Source organism: Nostoc sphaeroides (genome assembly GCF_003443655.1).
GTDB classification, from domain to species: Bacteria; Cyanobacteriota; Cyanobacteriia; order Cyanobacteriales; family Nostocaceae; genus Nostoc; species Nostoc sphaeroides.
Window position 1 is genome coordinate 2,339,757 of the sequence record NZ_CP031941.1, and the last position, 21,869, is coordinate 2,361,625.

Sequence of the window (21,869 nt, forward strand, 5' to 3'; positions counted from 1 at the left end):
TCCACTTGATCTAAACAGTGCTGATCGCTGAACTACGTTTATTTGACTACTAGTCAGCGATTCTTGGTTCCGTAAACATTGAATGATTGTTGCAACTCTTAATCTTTTGCTTACAAATTTCTAACCCGTACCTTGGTAGACTGAACTTTATACAATTGGATTATTGTGGGCTGTTACGCCTTGCCAGAGCTTTAACCTTGGCTTTCTGGTCTACTTAAGATAATAAAGACGAAAGAGCAATCAAGACATGGTAGATTCCCTCAAAAAACCAGGCTTTGAAGAAATCCGGCCAGGGATTAAAGTCCCGGCAAAAGAAACCCTGTTAACACCTCGGTTTTATACTACCGATTTTGATGAAATGGCGCGGATGGATATTTCCGTCAATGAAGACGAGTTACAAGCCATTCTCGAAGAGTTCCGCACTGACTACAACCGCCATCACTTTGTTCGAGATGCCGAGTTTGAACAATCCTGGGATCATATTGACGGGGAAACTCGTCGGTTGTTCGTTGAGTTTCTAGAACGTTCCTGTACGGCTGAGTTTTCTGGCTTTTTGCTGTATAAAGAACTTGGCCGTCGCTTGAAAGACAAAAGCCCCGTCTTGGCAGAGTGTTTTAACCTGATGTCACGGGATGAAGCACGTCACGCTGGCTTTTTGAACAAAGCTTTGTCGGACTTTAATCTGTCCCTAGATTTAGGGTTTTTGACTAAGAGTCGCAGTTATACCTTCTTTAAACCGAAATTCATCTTCTACGCTACTTATCTTTCTGAGAAGATCGGTTATTGGCGCTATATCACTATTTATCGCCATTTAGAAGCACATCCCGAAGACCGGGTTTATCCAATCTTCCGGTTCTTTGAGAACTGGTGTCAGGATGAAAACCGTCACGGCGATTTCTTTGATGCGATCATGAAATCCCAGCCGCAAATATTGAATGACTGGAAAGCACGGCTGTGGAGTCGGTTCTTCTTGTTGTCGGTGTTTGCGACAATGTATCTCAATGACATCCAACGCAAGGACTTTTATGCCACCCTTGGATTGGATGCGCGAGAATACGACATCCATGTAATTAAGAAGACTAACGAAAACGCAGGTCGAGTGTTCCCATTGATGCTGGATGTAGAGAATCCAGAGTTTTATGAACGCTTGGATACTTGTATAAGCAATAACGAGAAGCTGGGTGCGATCGCTAACTCTAGCACTCCCAAATTCCTGCAAATCTTCCAAAAACTGCCGCTTTACATCTCCAGTGGCTGGCAGTTATTGCGGCTGTACCTGATGAAACCGATTGATACTGTTTCTGCTCAAGGGGCAGTTCGTTAAGTTATAACAGGTTTGCGAAAGCTTTAGTGGTTCTGCTGATTGCAGAGCCACTTTTTTTGTCTTAAATATTACAGGTCATTAGTAGTGCGATCGCTACTAAAATCCTTGCTCAGTCTTCTAAAGAAGACTTCAGCTATGAGCCTCTTGAGAGGACTTCACCCTCGGTGAGCAATGATAATTGGGGGCTTACCTGTAAAATTTTTAACCATGATTGCGTGCCATTTGTAATTTTGTAAGTTAAAAATTAAATATTAATTTAGGTAAGCGGATGACAAGTAATAATATTGAGATTGTTTTCAGTTTTGATACAACTGGGAGTATGTACCCTTGCCTTACCCAGGTACGGCGAAAAATCAAAAATACCGTTACCAGACTGATAGACGAAATTCCCTTAATTCGGATTGGGATTATTGCTCATGGTGACTACTGCGATGCAGGTTCAACTTATGTCACCAAAATATTTAATATATCCGGTGATGTTGATGCTATCTGTGATTTTGTGCAAAATGTCGAGCCTACTGGTGGCGGAGATGCACCAGAATGTTACGAATTAGTATTACATGAATCCCAATCTTTATCTTGGTCAAAGTCAGCAACAAAATCACTGGTTTTGATTGGCGATGATATTCCCCATCCTCCAGCCCACAATCCTAAAAAACTAAATTGGCGCAAAGAGTTAGATAAATTAGCTGAGGCAGAAATTACAGTTTACGGAGTTCAAGCACTCAATCGCCCTCATGCTACTCCTTTTTATCAAGAACTTGCAGAAAAGTCTGGCGGTTTTCATATCAACTTAGACCAGTTTTCGTATATTAGTGACTTGTTTTTAGCAGTTTGCTACCAACAATCTTCTACCGATCAGCTACAAGCTTATGAACAAGAAGTAATTGATCAAGGACGCATGAGCCGTGGGTTAAATAAAATATTTAACACTATGATGAACCGGGAAGCAACATCCTATTACGAATCGGCTGATTTACGGGCAGTTTATCCAGGACGTTTCCAGATTTTAGAGGTTGAACAAGATATTTCAATTAAAGCGTTTGTATTGGAAAATGGTTTGAGTTTTAAAGTTGGGCGGGGTTTCTACGAATTCACAAAAACAGAAACTATCCAGGCTCAAAAAGAAATTATCTTAATGGAGCGGGTAACGGGTGATTTATTTGAAGGAGGGGCTGCACGAGAAATATTAGGTCTACCGATGGATGCAACGATTCGGATTAAACCGAGTAACCTAGAAAAGTATGTTGTGTTTGTCCAAAGTACCTCTGCTAATCGTAAACTGATTGGCAAAACTCGATTTTTATATGAAGTCGAAGACTGGGATCGCTAAATGCCAACGACTACTGGTCTGTCTCATAAGTTTTGATTGATTAGTTTGTTACCAAAACCCTGTAGAGACGCGAAATTGTACTTCGTCCCGCTACGCTAACGCGTCTCTAAAACCCAGTTATAGCGGTTCCCATTCAGACGCGGTACAACATTATATCGATATCGCAGGGTGTAAGGGCACGGCGGTGCCGTGCCCCTAAGGGTGTACCTGACGCAAATGAGAAGTCAGGGAGCGCTACACATAAAATGTTAAGTCTACCGATGGATGGGACGATTGGCATTAAATTCGATAACCTGGAAAAGTCTGTAGTACAGCTTGGCTCAAATCCAGCTACCATCACAATTAACCGCAAAAGCAGGTTTGATCATGTTTAAATTTTATTTCTAGATATTTTGTAATTATTCTAATGACACAGATTAAGCCGGAAGTAAAGCGCACAGAAGAATTGCGCCAGTTATTGCAACAAGCAAGCTTCGCTTATTACGTTTTAGATGCTCCAATTATGGAGGATGCAGTCTATGACCAGCTATATCGAGAATTGCAACAACTGGAAATTCAATATCCAGAATTGACAGCACCTGATAGTCCGACTCAGCGCGTGGGTGAGCTTAAGCATACGCAGTTTACCTCGGTGCGGCATAATATCCCGCTATACAGTCTGGAGAATGCATTTAATATCGATGAGTTGCAAGCCTGGGAGCAGCGTTGGCGGCGACAACTACCGAAAATAGATTCGGTGGAATATGTCAGTGAACTCAAAATTGATGGTTCTGCTTTGGCTCTTACCTATCAAGATGGCATTCTAGTAAGGGGTGCAACTAGGGGTGATGGGGCGACGGGTGAAGATATCACCCAAAATGTGCGGACAATTCGCTCAATTCCCTTACGTTTGAATTTTGAAGGGTTAGAAATTCTAGAAAGGGTGGAAGTACGCGGCGAGGCGTTTTTACCGTTGGAAGTGTTTAAACAAATTAACGAGGAAAGACAAAAAGCAGGTGAGCAATTATTTGCCAATCCTCGTAATGCCGCAGCTGGTACACTCAGGCAACTAGACTCGCGTATTGTCGCTAAACGGCGATTAGATTTCTTTGGCTACACCTTGCACATTCCTGGTAGAGATGACGCCAGTATTGCCAATACCCAATGGGAAGCATTGGAGTTATTAAAAAAGATGGGTTTTCGAGTCAACCCCAACCACAAACTGTGTGCCTCGATCGCAGAAGTGGCAAAATATTATGAATACTGGGATACGGAACGGCTGAATTTACCCTACATGACTGATGGGGTAGTAGTAAAGCTGAATTCTTTTAAACTTCAAGAACAGCTAGGGTTTACGCAGAAATTCCCTCGCTGGGCAGTAGCTCTAAAGTACGCAGCCGAAGAAGCACCCACCCGTGTAGAAAATATTGCTGTAAATGTCGGACGAACGGGAGCGTTAACGCCGTTAGCCGAGATGCGCCCGGTGCAACTGGCGGGGACAACAGTTTCTCGCGCGACTTTACACAATAGCGATCGCATTACTCAATTAGACATCCGCATTGGCGATACTGTGATTGTCCGCAAAGCGGGAGAAATCATCCCAGAAGTGCTGAGGGTACTAAAAGAACTCCGTCCCTCTGACACTGAACCTTTCGTTATGCCCACCCATTGCCCAGTCTGTGGTCAACCAGTGGTGCGAGAATCAGGTGAGGCGGTAACTCGGTGCGTCAATGCTTCCTGTGCAGCGATTCTCAAAGGTTCCATTGAACATTGGGTAAGTCGTGATGCCTTGGATATTAAAGGTTTAGGCGAAAAGCTGGTGCATCAACTCGTTGATAAAGGTTTGGTGCATTCCGTTGCCGATTTGTATGAGTTGACAGAAAACAAATTGTGTGCATTAGAAAGGATGGGGGAAAAGTCGGCAGAGAAATTAGTGGATGCGATCGCTCAATCGAAAAACCAACCTTGGTCAAGGGTATTGTATGGTTTAGGCATCCGTCACGTTGGCAGTGTGAATGCCCAATTGTTGACTCAGAAATATTTCACTGTAGACCAGTTAGCTACAGCAAAGCAATCAGATATTGAAGGAATTTACGGTATCGGTGCTGAAATTGCCCAATCTGTGTACCAGTGGTTTCGGATTGATGCCAACCAAAGGTTAATAGAACGTTTACAAGCAGAAGGATTACAATTAGCTGCCACGGAGGAAACAAAAACAGTTGGTGATGTTAATCAAAAGTTTGCAGGTAAAACTTTTGTAATTACGGGAACATTGCCAACCTTAAAGCGAGATGAAGCGAAAGCTTTGATTCAAAAAGCTGGTGGAAAAGTGACTGAATCAGTGAGTAAAAAAACAGATTATTTGGTAGTAGGAGAAGATGCAGGTTCTAAATTAGAAAAAGCAGTCTCGTTGGGAATTACGCAATTAAGCGAGGTGCAGTTGTTAGAGATGCTTGAGGATTGATGTATATCTGGCAAACCCGTCATACTCATTAAGTAACCAGACAGAATTAATTGTTAACGTTTATTACGCTTGGCTTTAGCCTTGATTTTCCCTAACCCTCTTTTTAAGGCTACCGTGTATACACAAGTTTTGTCGCAGCCATATCTTTATTAATTATTAACGCCGTGTGCAACTTTCTCTCAGACCTAACCCCCAACCCCTTCCCTACTAGCGTTGGGGAGCAAGAATCAAAGCTTCTCAGGAGTGGGGGAGAGGAATGAAAGCGGGATTTTAAGGATAAGTTGCACATCACGTTAATTAATAAATCTCGCACTGCGTTTCTATCCCGCCTCGGAATTTATTCTCTGGCGGGAAAATGGACAGGTGCAAGATATATAACTTTACCGTCTTAGGGACTTCCAAGTAAAAAAATATTCCATTGCTATTGTTCACTGTTGACCGTTGACGGTTCACGAGTTTTCAGCCAACAGTCAACAGTCAACAGTCAACAGTCAACGACTTGAATGTGGAATAATTTATTTTTTGGAGTTCCCTTATACCGTTTCACTTTAAGATTGATAAAGATGGCAAGCTGTTCTGAAAAATTTGGAACTTTACTAAAATAAAACCAATGTCTGAAGAAAAGCCCATAAGCCCGTGGAACTACAAACCTTGGTGGTGTCAGCCTTGGTCTATAGTTCTCACAGGTGTAACTCTGATTGGTGGTAGTTGGTTACTATTTAAAACTATCTGGCTAACAGTTCTCCTCTCTATCCCTGTAATGATATGGATGGGATTTTTTGTGTTGTTTTGGCCACAACTAATGATTCGCAGTGGGATTTTGGAGTCGTATAAGGACTAAGGAATGAGGATTAAGTAGATTGCTGCAATCCATAAGTAGCTAGATCGAGAGTACCTGCTGAAGCTGAAGAATAAGCAATATCTAGAGAAACACTAGCTTCTATCGTCAGAGGGCCACCAATTAAAGGAGTTGTACTACCTGCTGCAAAAGCTCTATCTGCTACTAGATTAAACTCCAAAGGAGATGGGCTAGGATTGGCAGCTGAGTTAATATCAATGTCAATAATCTTTCCGGGGGTTAACTGCAAGGTGCTAAAAACTGCATTAGCCTGAGCTTGGGCGTCTTTAACAGCTTCGCTAAGAACCTGCAAGCGTGCCTGCTGCAATGCTTCGTCTGAGGCAGTGAAGCTTATATTCTGTATTAGATTTGCGCCTGCTTGGATAGCTGTGTCAATTGCTCCTCCGGCTCTATCTGTTGGTAACTCAAACTGAAGTGTGTTGACTCCTCTAAAGCCAGTTAGGGTTTGAGTATTATTTTCAAAGCTATAGACGGGGTTTAGTTGAATAGATGTAGTTTGAAGTTCTTGCGCCCCAAGCTTTTGCAGCGCATCAACTACTGCTGTTGAACGTTGAGCAACTTCTTCTTGAACTTCGGTTGCGGTTTTTCCCTCTACTTGAATCCCCAATTGAACCTCAGTTAAGGTAGTGGGAACACTGACCTTTCCTTGACCGGTGACTTCCAATATCTGAGCAGTGTTTGGATTAGTGCTACCAGTCAGGGGATCGATAATCCCAAGAGCCTGCTTAATCGCACCGGTGAGATTATCAGTAGCCGAAGCGAGAGTGCCTGCTGAATTCGGAGAATAACCGATATCTAGAGAAACGCTAGCTTCTATCGTCTGAGGGCTACCAATTATAGGAGTTGTAGTATCTGCTGCAAAAGACGCCCTATTTGCTGCTTCAAACACCAAAGGAGATGGGCTAGGATTGGCAGCTGAGTTAATATCAATGTCAATAATCTTTCCGGGGGTTAACTGCAAGGTACTAAAAACTGCATTAGCCTGAGCTTGGGCGTCTTTAACAGCTTCGCTAAGAACCTGCAAGCGTGCCTGCTGCAATGCTTCGTCTGAGGCAGTAAAGTTTATATTCTGTATTAGATTCGCACCTGCTTGGATAGCTGTGTCAATTGCTCCTCCAGCTCTATCTGTTGGTAACTCAAACTGAAGTGTGTTGACTCCTCTAAAGCCGATTAGGGTTTGAGTATTATTTTCAAAGCTAAAGACGGGGTTTAGTTGAATAGATGTAGTTTGAAGTTCTTGCGCCCCAAGCTTTTGCAGCACATCAACTACTGCTGTTGAACGTCGAGCAACTTCTTCTTGAACTTCGGTTGCGGTTTTTCCCTCTACTTGAATCCCCAATTGAACCTCAGTTAAAGTAGTGGGAACCGTTACCTCTCCTTGACCAGTGACTTCCAATATCTGAGCAGGAGCAGTGTTTGGATTAGTGCTACCAGTCAGGGGAGCGATGATCACAAGAGCCTGCTCACTCACAACTGTGAGATTATTTGTGTTAGCCATCTTATTCTCCTTGCTTAAATGATGTTTGAAACCTGTTGATGTTTTAATCTTAGAGGATGTCTGAAAAGTAAGAAAGCTCACTCACCGATATCCTCTCAGTAGAAAAAATACTTAAGGATGACAGCGTGACGAGAGACATGAATCCACCGTACCTAATTAACTTTCATCGCCGCAGTGGGAATTGCTATGGGGACTGATTCCAGCAGCTAGAAAAGGCGGTATAAAACGCAATGCTGACATGTTAGCAGACAATCTTTTAAAGCCATCTGCGACTTAATATTACTAGGACTTACGCATCAGTAACGAAAAATCAAGGGTTTGGGCTGGACATTGGTCATCGGGCATTGGGCATAGAAAATTCACCGATGCCCCATTGCCTATGCCCAACTCAACGAAATAATTGTACTGCGTAAGTCCTGATTACGTAACAAGTTTGTCGAATTTAAGAGGGCCATAATTGTAGCAATTAAGGCACTGTTACCATCTGGTACGCCGAAAAGCTGAAACCGATTACTAAGGGACTTCCAAGTAAAAAAATATTCCATTGCTATTGTTCACTGTTGACCGTTGACGGTTCACGAGTTTTCAGTCAACAGTCAACAGTCAACGACTTGAATGTGGAATAATTTATTTTTTGGAGTTCCCTAAAACTGTATCAATCGCTGCTTTAAACCAAATTAATTGGTATAAAGCGAAGTTACTGAAAAAAGAATTAAGCTCCAGGCTTTGAGTTTTCCTATATCGAATCATCTCTGCGCTTCTGTGCAGAGATGATCGAGAGCGATCGCTCAAGCAGATGGTGAAAAAAGGCAAGAAGATGCCCAAGGCGAAGCATTAGAAGCACTTGCAAAAGGAAACGTCGAAATCGTTGCTGTAGCGAGAAAAAGTAAGTTCAGTTTTGTACCCCTACTCTTAAAGCTATTGCCTGAAGGGAACGGCAAAACTCGGTGTCTGTCCTGCTAATTTACCACTTGGCTGCCATGACTGCGAGGATCATCTTGATTAGCCGTTGGTGCTACTGGGGCTGAAAATTTGGAAACTTTGCCGCTAGCTTGAGCATAAGGGAGAGACGAACCAGTAACTAAAGCTTCTAAGTTGCTAGCCATAATCGTCCGGGGTTGATCGCCGATCGCTTGGGCTATGGTTTCCCCTTGCTGACTCAAAAATACAAAATGGGGAATCCCATCTACCCGATATTTCAACATCTCTGGTAGCCACTTGGTATTATCCACATTCAGCATCACAAAATTCATCTTGTCAGCATACTCTGTTTCCAGTTGAGTGATATCTGGTGCCATTTTCTGACAGACAGTACACCAATCAGCATAAAACTCTACTAGAGATGGTTTGCCGTTGCTGATTGCTACTTCTAGCGGTGTGGACGTATCACTTAACTTGGCTAGAGTTGCCGAGGTTGTTTCAGTTCGCAATCCTAAAACGAGGGCAACGCTAAGGGCGATCGCTACCATTACAATTAAAAAGTTTCTCAAACGCTTCCCGAAGTTGGATTCAGACTTATCGGGAGAATTAACAGGTGAATCAGTACTCATAAGAAAATTATTAAAACTTATTAAGCAATTTCTTCTTTAGTTTAGCTGACTCCAACCGCTCTTTAACTCTCCACCTTTAGCTAATTCGCCAAAAGCCCCACTTCCTAGCAATTTTTCATCTTTTTAATATGTAATTTGATACTCAAAATGGGTATTACAAATAAGTACTTTAGATGAAATAGGTTTTAAAAGATGATTTTAAGCATCAGTTATACCAGTGCTGTGTGTGCCGTATTTTTATTAGTCAGCGTTGGTAGCTTTCATACGTCAGCCATAGCTACTGTAAATAACCAATCTCAACTGATAGCACAGCAGAGTAAAACTCAGCCACACCCAGTTTTCAAATCTATTTTGCCCAAATTAAAGCAGAAGACTCAGATTCGGATTCTATTGCCGAAGTTTATTCCTGAGTCGGATGGGGAAAATCCAATTTACGCGATTATAGAAGCTGCTACGCAAAAAAAGTACGAAATTTTACTGGGTTTCAGTCCCGATTGTACTGGTGGAACTGCCTGTCGTTTGGGCGTTGTTTATGCTGAAGCTGTAACCCGCAAAACACCCCGCCTTACTGGTAAACCTGTATCTTTAGCTAAGGGCATCACTGGCTATTTTGTGGATTCTACTTGTGGTGCTAATTGCTCAGATGCTACCTTGACTTGGAGACAACAGGGTGTGCAATATGTTGTTGGTTTAAAAGCAGGCGATCGCACTTCTTTGGTAAAAATGGCTAATTCTGCGATTAATTAATTCTGTAGGTTTCAGTTACGGCAAGTTTTGTGGCGGTGTCTAAATCTCTGTTACAAAACTTAATTAATAATTACGTTAGCGCAGACCTAATATTTACAGCAAATCCAAAAAATATTTCAACTTTTGTTGGCTCTATTTTCTTGTATTAGATGAATAATCGATGGCACTTCAGTTGTGGTAAATCCAGATGCATAGAATTTTTTAGCTTTCAACAATAGATCCACAACATCTTAACGTTTAGCAATTTTCCTGAATAAAAAGTAATATTAAATTTCCATAAAGTTATTGTGTAATCTTTGAAAATCTAGTGACAGATGATACATTTTGAGGTAGAGGTGCAAGATGGAAAGATATTTGAAAGTACTAAGACTATTTTGGAGCGCTGCGATCGCAGCAGAGTTGGAATATCGGATTAACTTTTTCATCGCTACCCTCAGCAGCTTGGGAAATCTAGTGGGTAGCCTCTTTGGACTATTCTTGTTTTACCGGACTGGTTATACTTTTAGTGGCTGGTCATGGGAGGCAGCTTTAGTAGTTCTAGGAATTTTTACCTTACTACAAGGATTTTCTGCTACTTTTTTAGCGTCGAACTTGAATCGCATTGTCCGCCATGTCCAAGAAGGCACTTTGGACTTTATATTATTAAAACCTATCCGCAGTCAGTTTTGGCTTTCCACCCATACCCTGTCACCTTGGGGACTGCCGGATATAATTTTTGGTAGTATTGTGATTGGCTATGCAGGTAAACACCTCGGTGTAGGGATAGACGACTATCTAGTTGGTGTGCTGCCGTTATTGTTCAGCTTTGTGATTCTGTACAGCCTGTGGTTTATGCTGGGAGCGACAAGTATCTGGTTCGTAAAAATATACAACGCTACCGAAGTGCTGCGTGGTTTGTTGGAAGCTGGCCGATATCCCATCGCAGCATATCCTACTGCTTACCGCTTTTTCTTCACCTTTGTGATGCCAGTCGGTTTTTTAACTACTGTACCAGCCGAAGCGCTACTGGGTCGGAGTGAAATTAGCTGGTTGATAGGTGCGGCAATATTAGCAGTAACGTTGTTTTTCGCCTCAACTTGGTTTTGGCGATTTGCGTTGCGGTTTTATACCAGTGCTTCGAGTTAGAGAGCTACAGCAACGCCTTTCAACTAAAAATCGGGATGACTGGATTCGAACCAGCGGCCCCTTCGTCCCGAACGAAGTGCGCTACCAAGCTGCGCCACATCCCGCCATAAAAATGGCATTGTAAATTAAGAATATCACAACGCGTGCCAAATAGCAGAATTAGATCCACATCTAGGGAGCATCCCAAATGTGCAAGTTTATTTTTATACGGGATTTTGGCTTAGAACAATAATGAAATAACGAACCGCCAAGGACGCCAAGAGCGCCAAGGAAAGAGGTTTGTACAGGGTTTTTGTGTCAGTCCTGTAGCTTTTGGCTTGCATTGGGATGCTCCCCACATCTATATATATACGATCGCTTCACCCAAGGCTTTGCTTGCTACGATTAAATTTGTATAACTCTAGTGGTAAAAGCGGATTGTGACTGTAAAACCAGACTGGTTGCGGGTAAAAGCACCTGGGCGTGAGCGCATTGGTAACGTTAAAGATATTTTGCGGGATTTAGCCCTCAATACAGTTTGTGAGGAAGCGTCCTGTCCAAATATTGGTGAATGCTTCAATGCTGGTACTGCCACGTTTTTGATTATGGGCCCGGCTTGTACACGCGCTTGTCCCTACTGCGATATTGATTTTGAGAAAAAACCCAAACCACTAGACCCCACAGAACCTGCACGACTAGCAGAAGCCGTTCGCCGCATGAAACTTAACCATGTTGTGATCACTTCTGTAAACCGAGATGATCTGGCCGATGGTGGTGCGTCTCAGTTTATAGCCTGTATTAATGCGGTTCGCACTGTTTCACCCAACACCACAATTGAGGTACTAATTCCTGACTTGTGCGGTAATTGGAATGCTCTAGAGTTGATTCTACAAGCTGCGCCAGAGGTATTAAACCACAATACAGAAACTGTTCCCCGCCTGTATCGTCGGGTGCGTCCCCAAGGAAACTACGATCGCACATTAGAATTATTGCACCGCTCTCGCCAAGTTTGTCCTAACACATACACTAAATCCGGTATCATGGTTGGACTCGGTGAAACTGATGCTGAAATTCGCCAAGTCATGCAAGACTTGCGAACTGTGGATTGCGACATTTTGACCATTGGGCAATACCTCCAACCCAGTCAAAAACACTTGCAAGTAAATGAATTTATCAACCCAGAACAATTTGCTGCTTGGAAGGCATTCGGCGAAGAAATCGGATTTTTACAAGTTGTTTCTTCACCATTGACAAGAAGTTCATATCATGCTGAACAAGTCAGGGAATTAATGGAACGTTATCCCCGCTCAAAAGTTAGGAGTTATGAGTGAGCAGATGTACTCCAACTCAAAACTTTCTGTTGCAATTCTTGGTGCAGGTGCTTGGGGTGCATCTCTGGCAAATCTGGCCACAGCAAATGGTCATCAGGTGCGCGTCTGGTCGCGTCAAGGTTCCCAAACTATCCAAGCAGTTTTAAAAGATGCCCAAATAGTTTTGTCCGCTATCTCGATGATTGGTGTGAGAGATGTTGCTTCGCAAGTCCAGTCTTTCACCCTATCTCCAGAGACAATTTTTGTCACAGCGACGAAAGGCTTAGACCCCCAAACCACTTGCACACCGTCGCAAATTTGGCAAACAGTATTCCCTAACCATGCAGTGGTTGTTTTGTCTGGGCCTAATTTATCAAAAGAAATTCAAATGGAATTACCAGCAGCCACGGTGGTAGCCAGTAATATCCCCACGGCTGCGGAAATAGTGCAGTTAGTATTTTCTTCTGGGCGTTTTCGGGTATATACCAATCCCGATCCCTTGGGCGTGGAATTGGGGGGAACACTGAAAAATGTGATTGCGATCGCAGCCGGTGTGTGCGATGGTTTACAACTAGGAACCAATGCCAAAGCTGCTTTAGTCACCCGTGGGCTTACAGAAATGGTTCGCATCGGTAACAACTGGGGTGCGAAGACGGAAACATTTTATGGTTTATCAGGTCTAGGAGATTTGTTAGCAACCTGCAATAGTCCCTTAAGTCGCAATTACCAAGTCGGCTACCAGCTAGCTGGCGGTAAGTCACTTACAGAAACTCTCGCAAATTTACAAGGAACTGCTGAAGGAGTGAACACTTGTCAGGTTCTGATGCAACGAGCCAAGCAACAAAATATTCCTGTTCCAATTACTGAGCAAGTTTATCGTTTACTTCAAGGCGAAATCACACCCCGACAAGCACTTGATGAACTGATGCTGCGAGATATCAAGCCAGAGTACAACTACTAGTACAGTTAAAATGAATACAGCGTAAGAGTTTCGGTCATTTGGGATGGGTGGTTTATTTACGCCGTGCTGTACTAGTAGTCTGTCTCATAAGTTCTGATTGATTAGTTTGTTACCAAAACCCTGTAGAGACGCGAAATTTCGCGTCTTTACAACTAATGGGACAGACCACTAGTTAGAAGTCAACTATGCTGGGTAACTAAGTTTGTAGTAAGGACTTTAGTCCTTATATTAACCACTGAGTGCTTACTACATACCAGGCTTTCGTTAGCCTGATGGACAGTAATAGTCTGTCAAGAAATAATTGACGGATAGATTCTTTGTAGAGACGGCGATTTATCGCGTCTCCCTAACGGCGATTTATCGCGTCTCCCTAACGGCGATTTATCGCGTCTCCCTAACGGCGATTTATCGCGTCTCCCTAACGGCGATTTATCGCGTCTCCCTAACGGCGATTTATCGCGTCTCCCTAACGGCGATTTATCGCGTCTCCCTAACGGCGATTTATCGCGTCTCCCTAACTAATATGCAAAAGGACGCGGGGACAGGAGAGAGTATTTAATAACTCCCCCGCGTTTTCTATCTCAGTGTCGAGAGAATTTTTGCCGCTAATACTAATCACTTCCCCAATATCCATTAGTTCTACTTATACCTGAATAATCCTGAGAAAAAATTGCTAAATCGTCAGGATATTACTTTTGTAGCCATGTAAATGTGACTATGCCAATTATAAAGATGACATTCACTGAAGGATGTTTATACCGTGTTATAAAAGTTACTATTAAAAACCATCAAGGTTGAAATGTTAACTAAGTAGTTGAAATATTGAAAACCTAGCTGCCGATTTGAATAGCTATTGGTTTAATCAAAAGTTTAGCAGCCGATTAAGTTCAGTAATGCTGTATCCAATCAAACCCTTACAGTTAATTTCAAAAAAAAACTGTAATGGAACGTTCAACCATGTTAGTTCATCGTAAATCACGGGAACAATAGCAACAGTTGAATAGCTGACCGTAATCTAAGCTGACCGAAATCTATTGTTACCTGGAGCCATTGAGACGATCTTTATGCCAGCAACATCTTTTTATGCAGACGCCCCCTACAACACCAAAAAGTCCCGCCAGGCTTTGGACTCGGATCTCACGGTTGATGACAGTGAGTTATCGGTAGATGATCTACAGGAGCTAGAGATTGCTTCTGCTGACAATGCTAACTTTGCTGCTAACACTAACCGTCGGAGTACAGACCTAGTACGTCTATATCTTCAAGAAATTGGTCGGGTTCGCTTGTTAGGGCGAGATGAAGAGGTTTCAGAAGCTCAAAAAGTCCAACGTTACTTGCGGATGCGGATATTACTTGCTAAGGCCGCCAAGGAAGGGGATGAAGTAATTACGCCCTATCTAAGGTTAGTTGAAGTTCAAGAACGTCTTACTTCCGAACTAGGACATCGCCCATCTTTGGAAAGATGGGCTGCTACTGCTGATATAGTTTTATCCGATCTTAGGCCAACTTTGGCAAATGGCAAGCGTCGCTGGGCTGAAATTGCCAAGTTGACTGTAGAAGAGTTGGAGCAAGTTCAGTCCCAAGGACTCCAAGCAAAAGAACACATGATTAAGGCTAATCTTCGCCTAGTTGTGTCTGTTGCTAAGAAGTATCAAAATCGCGGTTTGGAATTGTTGGATTTAGTCCAAGAAGGCACACTAGGTTTGGAGCGGGCTGTAGAAAAATTTGACCCAACTAAGGGTTATCGCTTCAGTACTTATGCTTACTGGTGGATTCGTCAGGGTATTACACGGGCGATCGCTACTTCTAGTCGCACCATCCGCCTTCCTGTCCATATTACCGAAAAGTTAAACAAAATCAAAAAGGCTCAACGCAAAATTGCTCAAGAAAAAGGCCGCACTCCAACTCTAGAAGATTTAGCAACTGAGTTAGAGATGACACCGACCCAAGTCCGAGAAGTTTTGTTGCGGGTTCCTCGCTCCGTTTCTTTGGAAACCAAAGTAGGTAAAGATAAAGACACTGAGTTAGGCGAATTACTCGAAACTGACTGTGTAACCCCAGAAGAGATGTTAATGCGAGAATCTTTACAAAGAGACTTGCATCATCTTCTGTCAGATTTGACTAGCCGAGAACGTGATGTAATTTTGATGCGGTTTGGTTTGGCAGATGGTCATCCTTACTCTTTAGCAGAAATTGGCCGCGCTCTCGATTTATCACGGGAACGAGTCAGACAAATAGAATCCAAGGCTTTGCAAAAGCTACGTCAACCCAAGCGTCGCAACCTCATCCGTGATTATTTGGAATCTCTAAGTTAGTCATTTGTCATTAGTCATTTGTCATTTGAAAACTATACTTGACAAATGACTACAGACAAATGGCTGATTTGATCCCCTATTTAAACAATTTTGGATTTTAGATTTGCAATTTTGCATTGACTTTGCCCACAAGGGGACTTAGCTCAAGGATTTAAGATTGGTTCTGTACACAAGGGATGGGGTATGAACCAAAAATTATTTTAATCCAAAATCTAAAATCCAAAATCTAAAATTGCTGGTCAAAAGCCTTTTAGAGGCTTGTAGCAAATTATTTGCATTTAATTGTACAAGAGTTTCCCTAGACCTTTGCTCAAATATCTTGAAGTGGGGATCAACTGAGCAATTCAAAATTCACTTATGCAAAATTCAAAGTCAATGGATGCAATCGTTACAAGTATCCTAACTATTAGCTGTATGCAAATTAAATGCACTACAGCTAATTACTTTAATTTTGATCAAGATTTGATGAATTGTTCTTAAATATTTAGTAAGAATTCTCAATAGGCAATGATTGTTGCAAATTGCTCCCAAGATTTGTTATATTCTCAACTAACGAGCTTTGTTGAGAAATATTAGTATGACTGTCTACACAACTACTTCACTCAAGGCAGAACTGAACGAACGAGGCTGGCGATTAACTCCCCAGCGCGAAACAATTTTACACATTTTTCAAGAACTTCCGCAAGGTGAACATCTGAGTGCGGAGGATCTTTATCATCGGCTAGAAACTGATGGTGAAGGGATCAGTCTGTCAACTATTTATCGGACTTTGAAGTTGATGGCAAGAATGGGAATTTTACGGGAACTAGAACTGGGCGAGGGACATAAGCATTATGAAATCAACCAGCCTTATCCCCATCACCACCATCACTTAATTTGTGTTAGATGCAACTCAACTATTGAGTTTAAAAATGACTCAATTTTAAAAATTGGGTCGAAAACCGCTCAAAAAGAAGGTTTTCACCTGCTGGACTGTCAAATGACTATTCATGCAGTGTGTCCCAAGTGCCAACGGGCACTAATGCCGCTTTAGCACTTGGATGGATAACAAAACAAAACTACTCAAATTAACCAAATAAATGGAATTTTGAGCAGTTCGTAATTTGCTGTTACTGGAGGTAAGCAACCAGTTGGGGACTGATACTAACAACGCCAAAGCGGATGTTAAAAGCGTCCGCTCTTAAGATCCTTGAGACTGATGCCGTAGAATTCTTGGGCTTGTTTGATTGCTTTTTTGGTGTCAGGTGCCATCACACCGTTCAGCTTACCTTTATAAAAACCCCGCTCCTGTAGTCGCGTTTGGATTTCTAGGGTATTAAATTCGCTTTTGCTAGTAGTATTAACTGAGCTATATAACTTAGCTCGCGTAGTTGGGCCAGCAACACCGCTTGCACTCAAGTAATTAGCTGCCTGGAATCTCCTGACAGCATCGGCAGTATAGGGGCCATAGTAGCCATTTGGCTCTCCCTCTAAATATCCTGCCCGGATCAATTGTTCTTGAAGTACTCTAACAGACTCACCGCGATCGCCTACACGAAGTTTATTGCGATTCACTACCTTTGTGGGAGCCTCTTCTCCACTACCAATGCCAACTCCCGGCAATTTAGCTAATGTTGCTGGGCCTACAACACCGTCAACGCTTAATTTGTAAGAATCTTGGAACCGCTTCACAGCTTCTTCGGTAATTGGGCCAAATATTCCTGTGGCGTTCCCGTAATAAAAACCTGCAACTCTTAAGCGTTCTTGCAAAGCTCTGACATCTTCACCTTCAGCCCCTTTAGCAAGGTAGTTGGAATTACGGCGCACTCTTGTTGCTGAACTAGCTGAAGTAGTACTGCTGGGCTTTTTAGCTTGTGCGCTTCTTACAGCAGTAGTTTTAGCTTGTGTAGCCGTAGTTGTAGGCTTTTTCGCTTGCCAACTTTCTAATTTTTGCAGGGTGTTTGCGCCAACAATGCCATCTACTGGCAAACCAGCGGCCTTTTGGAAGCGCCGCACAGCTTCTTGTGTGGATGCGTCATATACTTGGGTAACAGAAGATTGGTAAAAACCTGCTGTTTTCAACTTTTGTTGTAGATTTCTGACAGAAGGGCCTTGATCGCCTTTTTCCAGTGCCATGACGCTAGTAACAGCGCCAAGAATAGATAAGGACAGAGCAAGGGGCAACATATACTTCCAAGCCCTACCAGAAAGCCGTTTCCAGTCTGGTGCAGCTGCTTTGTTAAACAAAGAACTGAGGGAGACCAATTCACTGGGTGTGCTGTCTTCGTAGGCGAAAGCTAGGTGCAAATACGCAAGATTTTCCATATTTGTTTCCTACACCATTGATTTTTCTTCGATCACTGCTTCAGCTTGATGTACTAGGTTCCTCAAAGCTTCTAATGTTCCTATATTTACATCCTCCCACAAATTGCGCTTGTGTGCCTCTAATAATTTTTCAGCAATATCACGCAGTGCGTAAGGGTTCTTTTGCTGAATAAATTCTACAACAACTGGATCGAGTAAATAAGCATCTACTATGCCTTGATACATGTAATCTTCAACACATTTAGCTGTAGCATCGTAGGCAAATAAAAAATCTACCGTCGCCGCCATTTCAAAGGCTCCTTTGTATCCGTGGCGCATGACTCCGGCGATCCACTTGGGATTAACTACGCGAGAGCGATACACCCGCGCAATTTCTTCTTTCAGTTGGCGGACTCGTGGTTTAGCGGGTATAGAATTATCACCAAAATAAGTTTCGGGATTTTTCCCCTGTAGAGAACGCACCGCCGCAGTTAAGCCGCCCTGAAATTGGTAATAATCATCGGAATCTAGGAGATCGTGTTCACGATTATCTTGATTGTGCAGGACAACTTGCATTTGGGATAAACGTTGTTTGAAGGCTTCGGGGGAGGGGAGGGGGGAGTTAGGAGTTAGGAGTGAGGAGTTAGGAGTTAGGAGTGAGGAGTTAGGAGTTAGGAGTGAGGAGTTAGGAGTGGGGAGGGGGGATTGGGGATTAGGAATAATTTCTGCTCCTCTGCTCCCCTGCTCCTCTGCGCTGTTTCCCGATGAGTAGGCGTAAGAACTCCAGTTGATGTAGGCGCGGGCTAAATCTTCGTCGTCTGTCCAGTTTTGGGATTCGATTAAACCTTGGAGTCCGGCGCCGTAAGCACCTGGGCGAGAACCAAAGATGCGATAGCGCGATCGCACTACGGCTTCTTCTAAACTTAATCCTTGGCTTGTCCACAAATCAGTTTCTTGGCAAACTGCATCGGCGAGAGGATTTTGTTCTGGTGGTTCATCTAAATCTGCTACTGCTGATACTGCTTGAGCGAATAAATCAATTAAGTTAGGAAAAGCATCGCGGAAGAATCCAGAAATTCGCAAGGTGACATCTACACGGGGACGCCCCAAAATCGCCAAGGGCAAAATTTCAAAATCCACTACTCGCCGCGCTGCACCATCCCAGACTGGTTGGACTCCGAGTAAAGCTAAGGCTTCGGCTATATCATCACCGCCTGTTCTCATGGTGGCTGTTCCCCACAATGATAAGCCTAGTGTTTTGGGATATTCACCATGTTCTTGAGTGTAATATTCTACGAGGGTTTCAGCAGCTTTTCTGCCGATATCCCAAGCTGTCTCTGTGGGAATGGCGCGAATATCGACAGAATAAAAGTTTCTCCCTGTGGGTAGAACTTCCGGGCGGCCGCGGGTGGGTGCGCCAGATGGAGCGCTGGGGACGTAACCGCCATCGAGTCCGTGTAATAAATGGGTGATTTCTTGGTGGGTTTTTTGTAGGGCGGGAAGGAGGCGATCGCGTATCCAGGTGGAGACGCGATGAATGGCGTCTTCCTCGCCAGCTAAGACGCGATGAATCGCCTCTCTACAAGAAGAATTTTGATTTATTAGTTGTTCTACTAGGAGGGCGGCGTGTTCTTCTAGGACTTCGACGATATCACCAAGGGTACGGCATTCTGTGCCATTGACTATTGAGTATTCACCGCTAGGCATTGACAAATCGGCTGTGAGGGGATCGAAATCTAGACCCCAATCTTGAGCGATCGCACGGGTAATACCTGGAGAATGGCGATTGGGGATGCGAGCGATCGCTACTATTAAATCTCGTAGCGGCCTTCCTTGGGGACATTGCCCAAAAATATGTAACCCGTCGCGGATTTGGGCTTCTTTTAATTCACAAAGATAGCCACCGATGGAATTCAAAATTAAAGATTCAGACTTAAAAATTTCTGTTTCGTTTTGGATTCCTAAATCTAGATGGAGATTTTCTTTGATCACCAGTTCGTGGATGCGATCGCGAATTACTGGCAAACGCGAAGGATCTAAACTGTCGGCTTCATAATACTCATCAATTAAATTTTCTAACTGTTGCAAAGAACCGTAGAGTTCTGCACGAGTCATTGGCGGCGTTAAATGATCTATAATCACCGCTTGAGCGCGACGTTTGGCTTGGGAACCTTCACCAGGATCATTGACAATAAAAGGGTACAGGTGGGGAAGTGCGCCGAAAGCAACTTCTGGATAACAATTACTCGATAAAGCCACACTTTTACCCGGTAGCCATTCTAAATTTCCGTGTTTCCCTACATGAACTACAGCATCAGCGCCAAAAGTTTCTCTAACCCAATAGTAGAAAGCTAAATAATCATGGGTTGGTTCTAAATCCGGCGCATGATAATTCAAACTGGGGTCATTATCATAACCTCTTGCTGGCTGAATTCCCACGAAGATGTTGCCGAGTTGGATTCCGGGAACGGGGATTGGGGATTGGGAATTGGGCATTGGGGATTGGTTATAACTCTCATCTTTGTTCTTACCATGCCCCATGCCCCATGCCCCATGCCCTATTCCCCACCTTTCGCTAATACCCTGCTGCACTGCTGGCGGTAATGAAGCGAAATATTCTTGATATTCTTCCCAAGAAACACTTTGGTATACAGGAAGCGATTCTCTACCTTCTGGATCGTTGGTTACGCCAGATGTCAGCCGTTGAATCAACTCGTCTCCTTGAGCAGGTGGTTTTTCTACTTCATACCCAGCCTGATGTAAAGCTTGCAGGATTTCTACACAACTAGCTGGGGTGTCGAGTCCTACACCATTGGCAAGGCGGCCATTGCGGTTGGGGTAGTTTGCCAGAATTAGGGCTATTCGCCGTTCTTGGGGTGGTTTGGAACGGAGACGCGCCCAATTTGCTGCTAGTTTAGCAACGAACTCGATGCGATCGCTCACTGGTTCATAAATTACCACATCTGTCTCTAGATAGGGATTACGAGTTTGTACGGCTTTAAAAGACACAGCACGAGTAATAATCCGCCCATCTACTTCTGGTAGCGCCACATTCATCCCAATATCGCGGGGAGAAAGCCCTTGAAATTGTGACTCCCACTGCTCAATTGATCCGCCACTGAGGATTACCTGCAACACAGGCACATCTAATTTTTCCCATAGTTCAGTTTGGGGTGTTTCGCTTTCCAAGCGTGCTAGAGAAAAACTGGTGGTATTCAGCAGCACAGCTATTGATTCGCCTTCTTTGGGTTGAAAAAATTCACTCAACTCAAGTTGCACATCAGGTTCACGCAATGACGAAACAAATACTGGCACTGGTTGTAAATTTTTCTGTACCAAAGCTTCGCATAAAGCATCAATTACTTTAGTGTTTCCCGCTAAATAATGGGCGCGGTAGAAAAGGATGCCAATTTTGGGGATTGGGGATTGGGGATTGGGGATTGGGGATTGGGAAATTTGAGATTCTGAGGTGGATGAACGAGGTTCTAACTCTCTCCTGCTCCCCTGCTCCCCTGCTCCCCTGCTCCCCTGCTCCCCTATTCCCCACTCCCCACTCCCCACTTGCCATTCATACAATCCCACTCGCGGAATCGGCCGGGGTAATGGCGGATTATATGCAGTTAACAGACAAGTATCAGAGATAAATTGGAGAGCATTAACGAAATTTTCTACGCCGCCTTCGCTGAAATACTGCCATACCTGATTAACAATACTCACAGGCACGGTAGACTGAGAAATTAAGTCGGGATCAAAAGCGTCGTCCCCTGGCATTACAATGAGGGTTCTACCATTACGTTGTACAATTTCTTGCACTACTTCTAAACCATAACTCCAGTAGGAGCGTCCTCCTAACAGGCGCAAAATAATAACTTGGGCAAGTTCCAAAACTTGCTCTCCATAAGTGTCTATGGTTAATTGTTGCTGTAACTGCAACAGGTTGGCGACTCTTAATGCCGGAAAGGTTGTAGGTAATTTTGTCACCGCAACTGCCAAAGTTTGAATGTCGGTATCAGCAGCCGTAATTAACACGAAAGGCGCTGGAGTTTGTTCTATAAAAATTAAACTCTCTGACTGATTCCATCCACCCGATATGCTACTTGTACGATGCATAATGCTGTATTACCGTCTTAAACTATTGGTTA

17 protein-coding genes and 1 tRNA gene are annotated in these 21,869 nt (G+C 43.4%); 12 read left to right on the forward strand and 6 right to left on the reverse strand.

Translation table 11 applies throughout. From position 1 onward, the window contains the following. The first annotated feature begins 247 nt into the window (after positions 1–247). The 5 genes from acsF to D1367_RS10535 all read left to right on the forward strand — a co-directional run bounded on the left by acsF (position 248) and on the right by D1367_RS10535 (position 5,941). Entirely contained in the window at positions 248–1,324 is a 1,077-nt protein-coding gene (gene acsF, locus D1367_RS10520; RefSeq protein ID WP_118166418.1) for a magnesium-protoporphyrin IX monomethyl ester (oxidative) cyclase, read from the forward strand. Positions 1,325–1,592: 268 nt separating this feature from the next. Beyond that, positions 1,593–2,657 (forward strand): vWA domain-containing protein, encoded by a 1,065-nt coding sequence (locus tag D1367_RS10525; RefSeq protein WP_118166419.1) that lies wholly within the window; start codon positions 1,593–1,595, stop codon positions 2,655–2,657. A gap of 245 nt (positions 2,658–2,902) precedes the next feature. Continuing rightward, a complete protein-coding gene (locus D1367_RS32755; protein WP_276469599.1) occupies positions 2,903–3,031 on the forward strand; it encodes a hypothetical protein in 129 nt (42 codons plus the stop codon). Between the two features lie 32 nt (positions 3,032–3,063). Then, positions 3,064–5,100 carry an NAD-dependent DNA ligase LigA gene (ligA, locus tag D1367_RS10530; protein WP_118166420.1) on the forward strand — a complete coding sequence of 679 codons (2,037 nt, stop codon included), beginning with the start codon at positions 3,064–3,066 and terminating at the stop codon, positions 5,098–5,100. 610 nt (positions 5,101–5,710) lie between these two features. Further along, positions 5,711–5,941 (forward strand): DUF6737 family protein, encoded by a 231-nt coding sequence (locus tag D1367_RS10535; protein ID WP_118166421.1) that lies wholly within the window; start codon positions 5,711–5,713, stop codon positions 5,939–5,941. A 10-nt stretch (positions 5,942–5,951) separates the two neighbouring features. Here D1367_RS10535 and D1367_RS10540 read toward each other — a convergent pair whose 3' ends face one another. The 3 genes from D1367_RS10540 to D1367_RS10545 form a co-directional block, all read right to left on the reverse strand. Then, positions 5,952–7,457: an SIMPL domain-containing protein gene (locus tag D1367_RS10540; protein ID WP_118166422.1), complete on the reverse strand. Its 1,506-nt coding sequence runs from the start codon at positions 7,455–7,457 to the stop codon at positions 5,952–5,954. A 377-nt stretch (positions 7,458–7,834) separates the two neighbouring features. Then, a complete protein-coding gene (locus D1367_RS30700; RefSeq protein ID WP_181985137.1) occupies positions 7,835–8,002 on the reverse strand; it encodes a hypothetical protein in 168 nt (55 codons plus the stop codon). A 414-nt stretch (positions 8,003–8,416) separates the two neighbouring features. Beyond that, a complete protein-coding gene (locus D1367_RS10545; RefSeq protein WP_118166423.1) occupies positions 8,417–9,007 on the reverse strand; it encodes a thioredoxin family protein in 591 nt (196 codons plus the stop codon). 192 nt (positions 9,008–9,199) lie between these two features. Here D1367_RS10545 and D1367_RS10550 point away from each other — a divergent pair, with 192 nt between their 5' ends. Both D1367_RS10550 and D1367_RS10555 read left to right on the forward strand, forming a co-directional pair. Next, entirely contained in the window at positions 9,200–9,754 is a 555-nt protein-coding gene (locus D1367_RS10550) for a hypothetical protein (RefSeq protein WP_118166424.1), read from the forward strand. A 342-nt stretch (positions 9,755–10,096) separates the two neighbouring features. Then, positions 10,097–10,879, forward strand: coding sequence for an ABC transporter permease (locus D1367_RS10555; protein WP_118166425.1), 783 nt, complete (start codon positions 10,097–10,099; stop codon positions 10,877–10,879). 30 nt (positions 10,880–10,909) lie between these two features. On the opposite strand, the gene D1367_RS10560 is transcribed toward D1367_RS10555, so the two are convergent. After that, positions 10,910–10,983: transfer RNA gene (locus D1367_RS10560), tRNA-Pro, on the reverse strand. A 315-nt stretch (positions 10,984–11,298) separates the two neighbouring features. Here D1367_RS10560 and lipA point away from each other — a divergent pair. From lipA to D1367_RS10580, 5 genes are all read left to right on the forward strand, one after another. Next, positions 11,299–12,189 (forward strand): lipoyl synthase, encoded by an 891-nt coding sequence (gene lipA, locus D1367_RS10565; RefSeq protein WP_118166426.1) that lies wholly within the window; start codon positions 11,299–11,301, stop codon positions 12,187–12,189. A 4-nt stretch (positions 12,190–12,193) separates the two neighbouring features. Further along, the gene (locus D1367_RS10570; protein ID WP_118171304.1) at positions 12,194–13,129 is read left to right on the forward strand and encodes an NAD(P)H-dependent glycerol-3-phosphate dehydrogenase; all 936 of its coding nucleotides are present in this window, start codon (positions 12,194–12,196) and stop codon (positions 13,127–13,129) included. A 301-nt stretch (positions 13,130–13,430) separates the two neighbouring features. Further along, positions 13,431–13,688 (forward strand): hypothetical protein, encoded by a 258-nt coding sequence (locus D1367_RS30085; protein WP_147337352.1) that lies wholly within the window; start codon positions 13,431–13,433, stop codon positions 13,686–13,688. A 505-nt stretch (positions 13,689–14,193) separates the two neighbouring features. Next, the gene (gene sigC / locus D1367_RS10575) at positions 14,194–15,444 is read left to right on the forward strand and encodes an RNA polymerase sigma factor SigC (protein WP_118166427.1); all 1,251 of its coding nucleotides are present in this window, start codon (positions 14,194–14,196) and stop codon (positions 15,442–15,444) included. Between the two features lie 577 nt (positions 15,445–16,021). Then, positions 16,022–16,477 (forward strand): Fur family transcriptional regulator, encoded by a 456-nt coding sequence (locus tag D1367_RS10580; protein ID WP_012407750.1) that lies wholly within the window; start codon positions 16,022–16,024, stop codon positions 16,475–16,477. Between the two features lie 131 nt (positions 16,478–16,608). Here the strand turns inward: D1367_RS10580 and D1367_RS10585 are convergent, their stop codons facing one another. Together D1367_RS10585 and cobN are read right to left on the reverse strand one after the other, a co-directional pair. Then, positions 16,609–17,748, reverse strand: a complete 1,140-nt coding sequence (locus D1367_RS10585) for a peptidoglycan-binding domain-containing protein (RefSeq protein ID WP_118166428.1) — start codon at positions 17,746–17,748, stop codon at positions 16,609–16,611. Between the two features lie 9 nt (positions 17,749–17,757). Next, positions 17,758–21,837 (reverse strand): cobaltochelatase subunit CobN, encoded by a 4,080-nt coding sequence (gene cobN / locus D1367_RS10590; protein ID WP_118166429.1) that lies wholly within the window; start codon positions 21,835–21,837, stop codon positions 17,758–17,760. Positions 21,838–21,869 lie beyond the last annotated feature (32 nt).

Excerpts from the sequence above, each read along its gene's own strand:
- D1367_RS30700 (WP_181985137.1), bottom strand. The coding sequence starts at position 8,002 with ATGGAATATTTTTTTACTTGGAAGTCCCTTAGTAATCGGTTTCAGCTT.
- ligA (WP_118166420.1), top strand. The coding sequence starts at position 3,064 with ATGACACAGATTAAGCCGGAAGTAAAGCGCACAGAAGAATTGCGCCAG.
- D1367_RS10570 (WP_118171304.1), top strand. The coding sequence starts at position 12,194 with ATGTACTCCAACTCAAAACTTTCTGTTGCAATTCTTGGTGCAGGTGCT.
- D1367_RS10550 (WP_118166424.1), top strand. The coding sequence starts at position 9,200 with ATGATTTTAAGCATCAGTTATACCAGTGCTGTGTGTGCCGTATTTTTA.
- D1367_RS10555 (WP_118166425.1), top strand. The coding sequence starts at position 10,097 with ATGGAAAGATATTTGAAAGTACTAAGACTATTTTGGAGCGCTGCGATC.
- D1367_RS10585 (WP_118166428.1), bottom strand. The coding sequence starts at position 17,748 with ATGGAAAATCTTGCGTATTTGCACCTAGCTTTCGCCTACGAAGACAGC.
- acsF (WP_118166418.1), top strand. The coding sequence starts at position 248 with ATGGTAGATTCCCTCAAAAAACCAGGCTTTGAAGAAATCCGGCCAGGG.
- D1367_RS10535 (WP_118166421.1), top strand. The coding sequence starts at position 5,711 with ATGTCTGAAGAAAAGCCCATAAGCCCGTGGAACTACAAACCTTGGTGG.
- cobN (WP_118166429.1), bottom strand. The coding sequence starts at position 21,837 with ATGCATCGTACAAGTAGCATATCGGGTGGATGGAATCAGTCAGAGAGT.
- D1367_RS10525 (WP_118166419.1), top strand. The coding sequence starts at position 1,593 with ATGACAAGTAATAATATTGAGATTGTTTTCAGTTTTGATACAACTGGG.
- sigC (WP_118166427.1), top strand. The coding sequence starts at position 14,194 with ATGCCAGCAACATCTTTTTATGCAGACGCCCCCTACAACACCAAAAAG.
- D1367_RS10545 (WP_118166423.1), bottom strand. The coding sequence starts at position 9,007 with ATGAGTACTGATTCACCTGTTAATTCTCCCGATAAGTCTGAATCCAAC.
- D1367_RS32755 (WP_276469599.1), top strand. The coding sequence starts at position 2,903 with ATGTTAAGTCTACCGATGGATGGGACGATTGGCATTAAATTCGATAAC.
- D1367_RS10540 (WP_118166422.1), bottom strand. The coding sequence starts at position 7,457 with ATGGCTAACACAAATAATCTCACAGTTGTGAGTGAGCAGGCTCTTGTG.
- D1367_RS10580 (WP_012407750.1), top strand. The coding sequence starts at position 16,022 with ATGACTGTCTACACAACTACTTCACTCAAGGCAGAACTGAACGAACGA.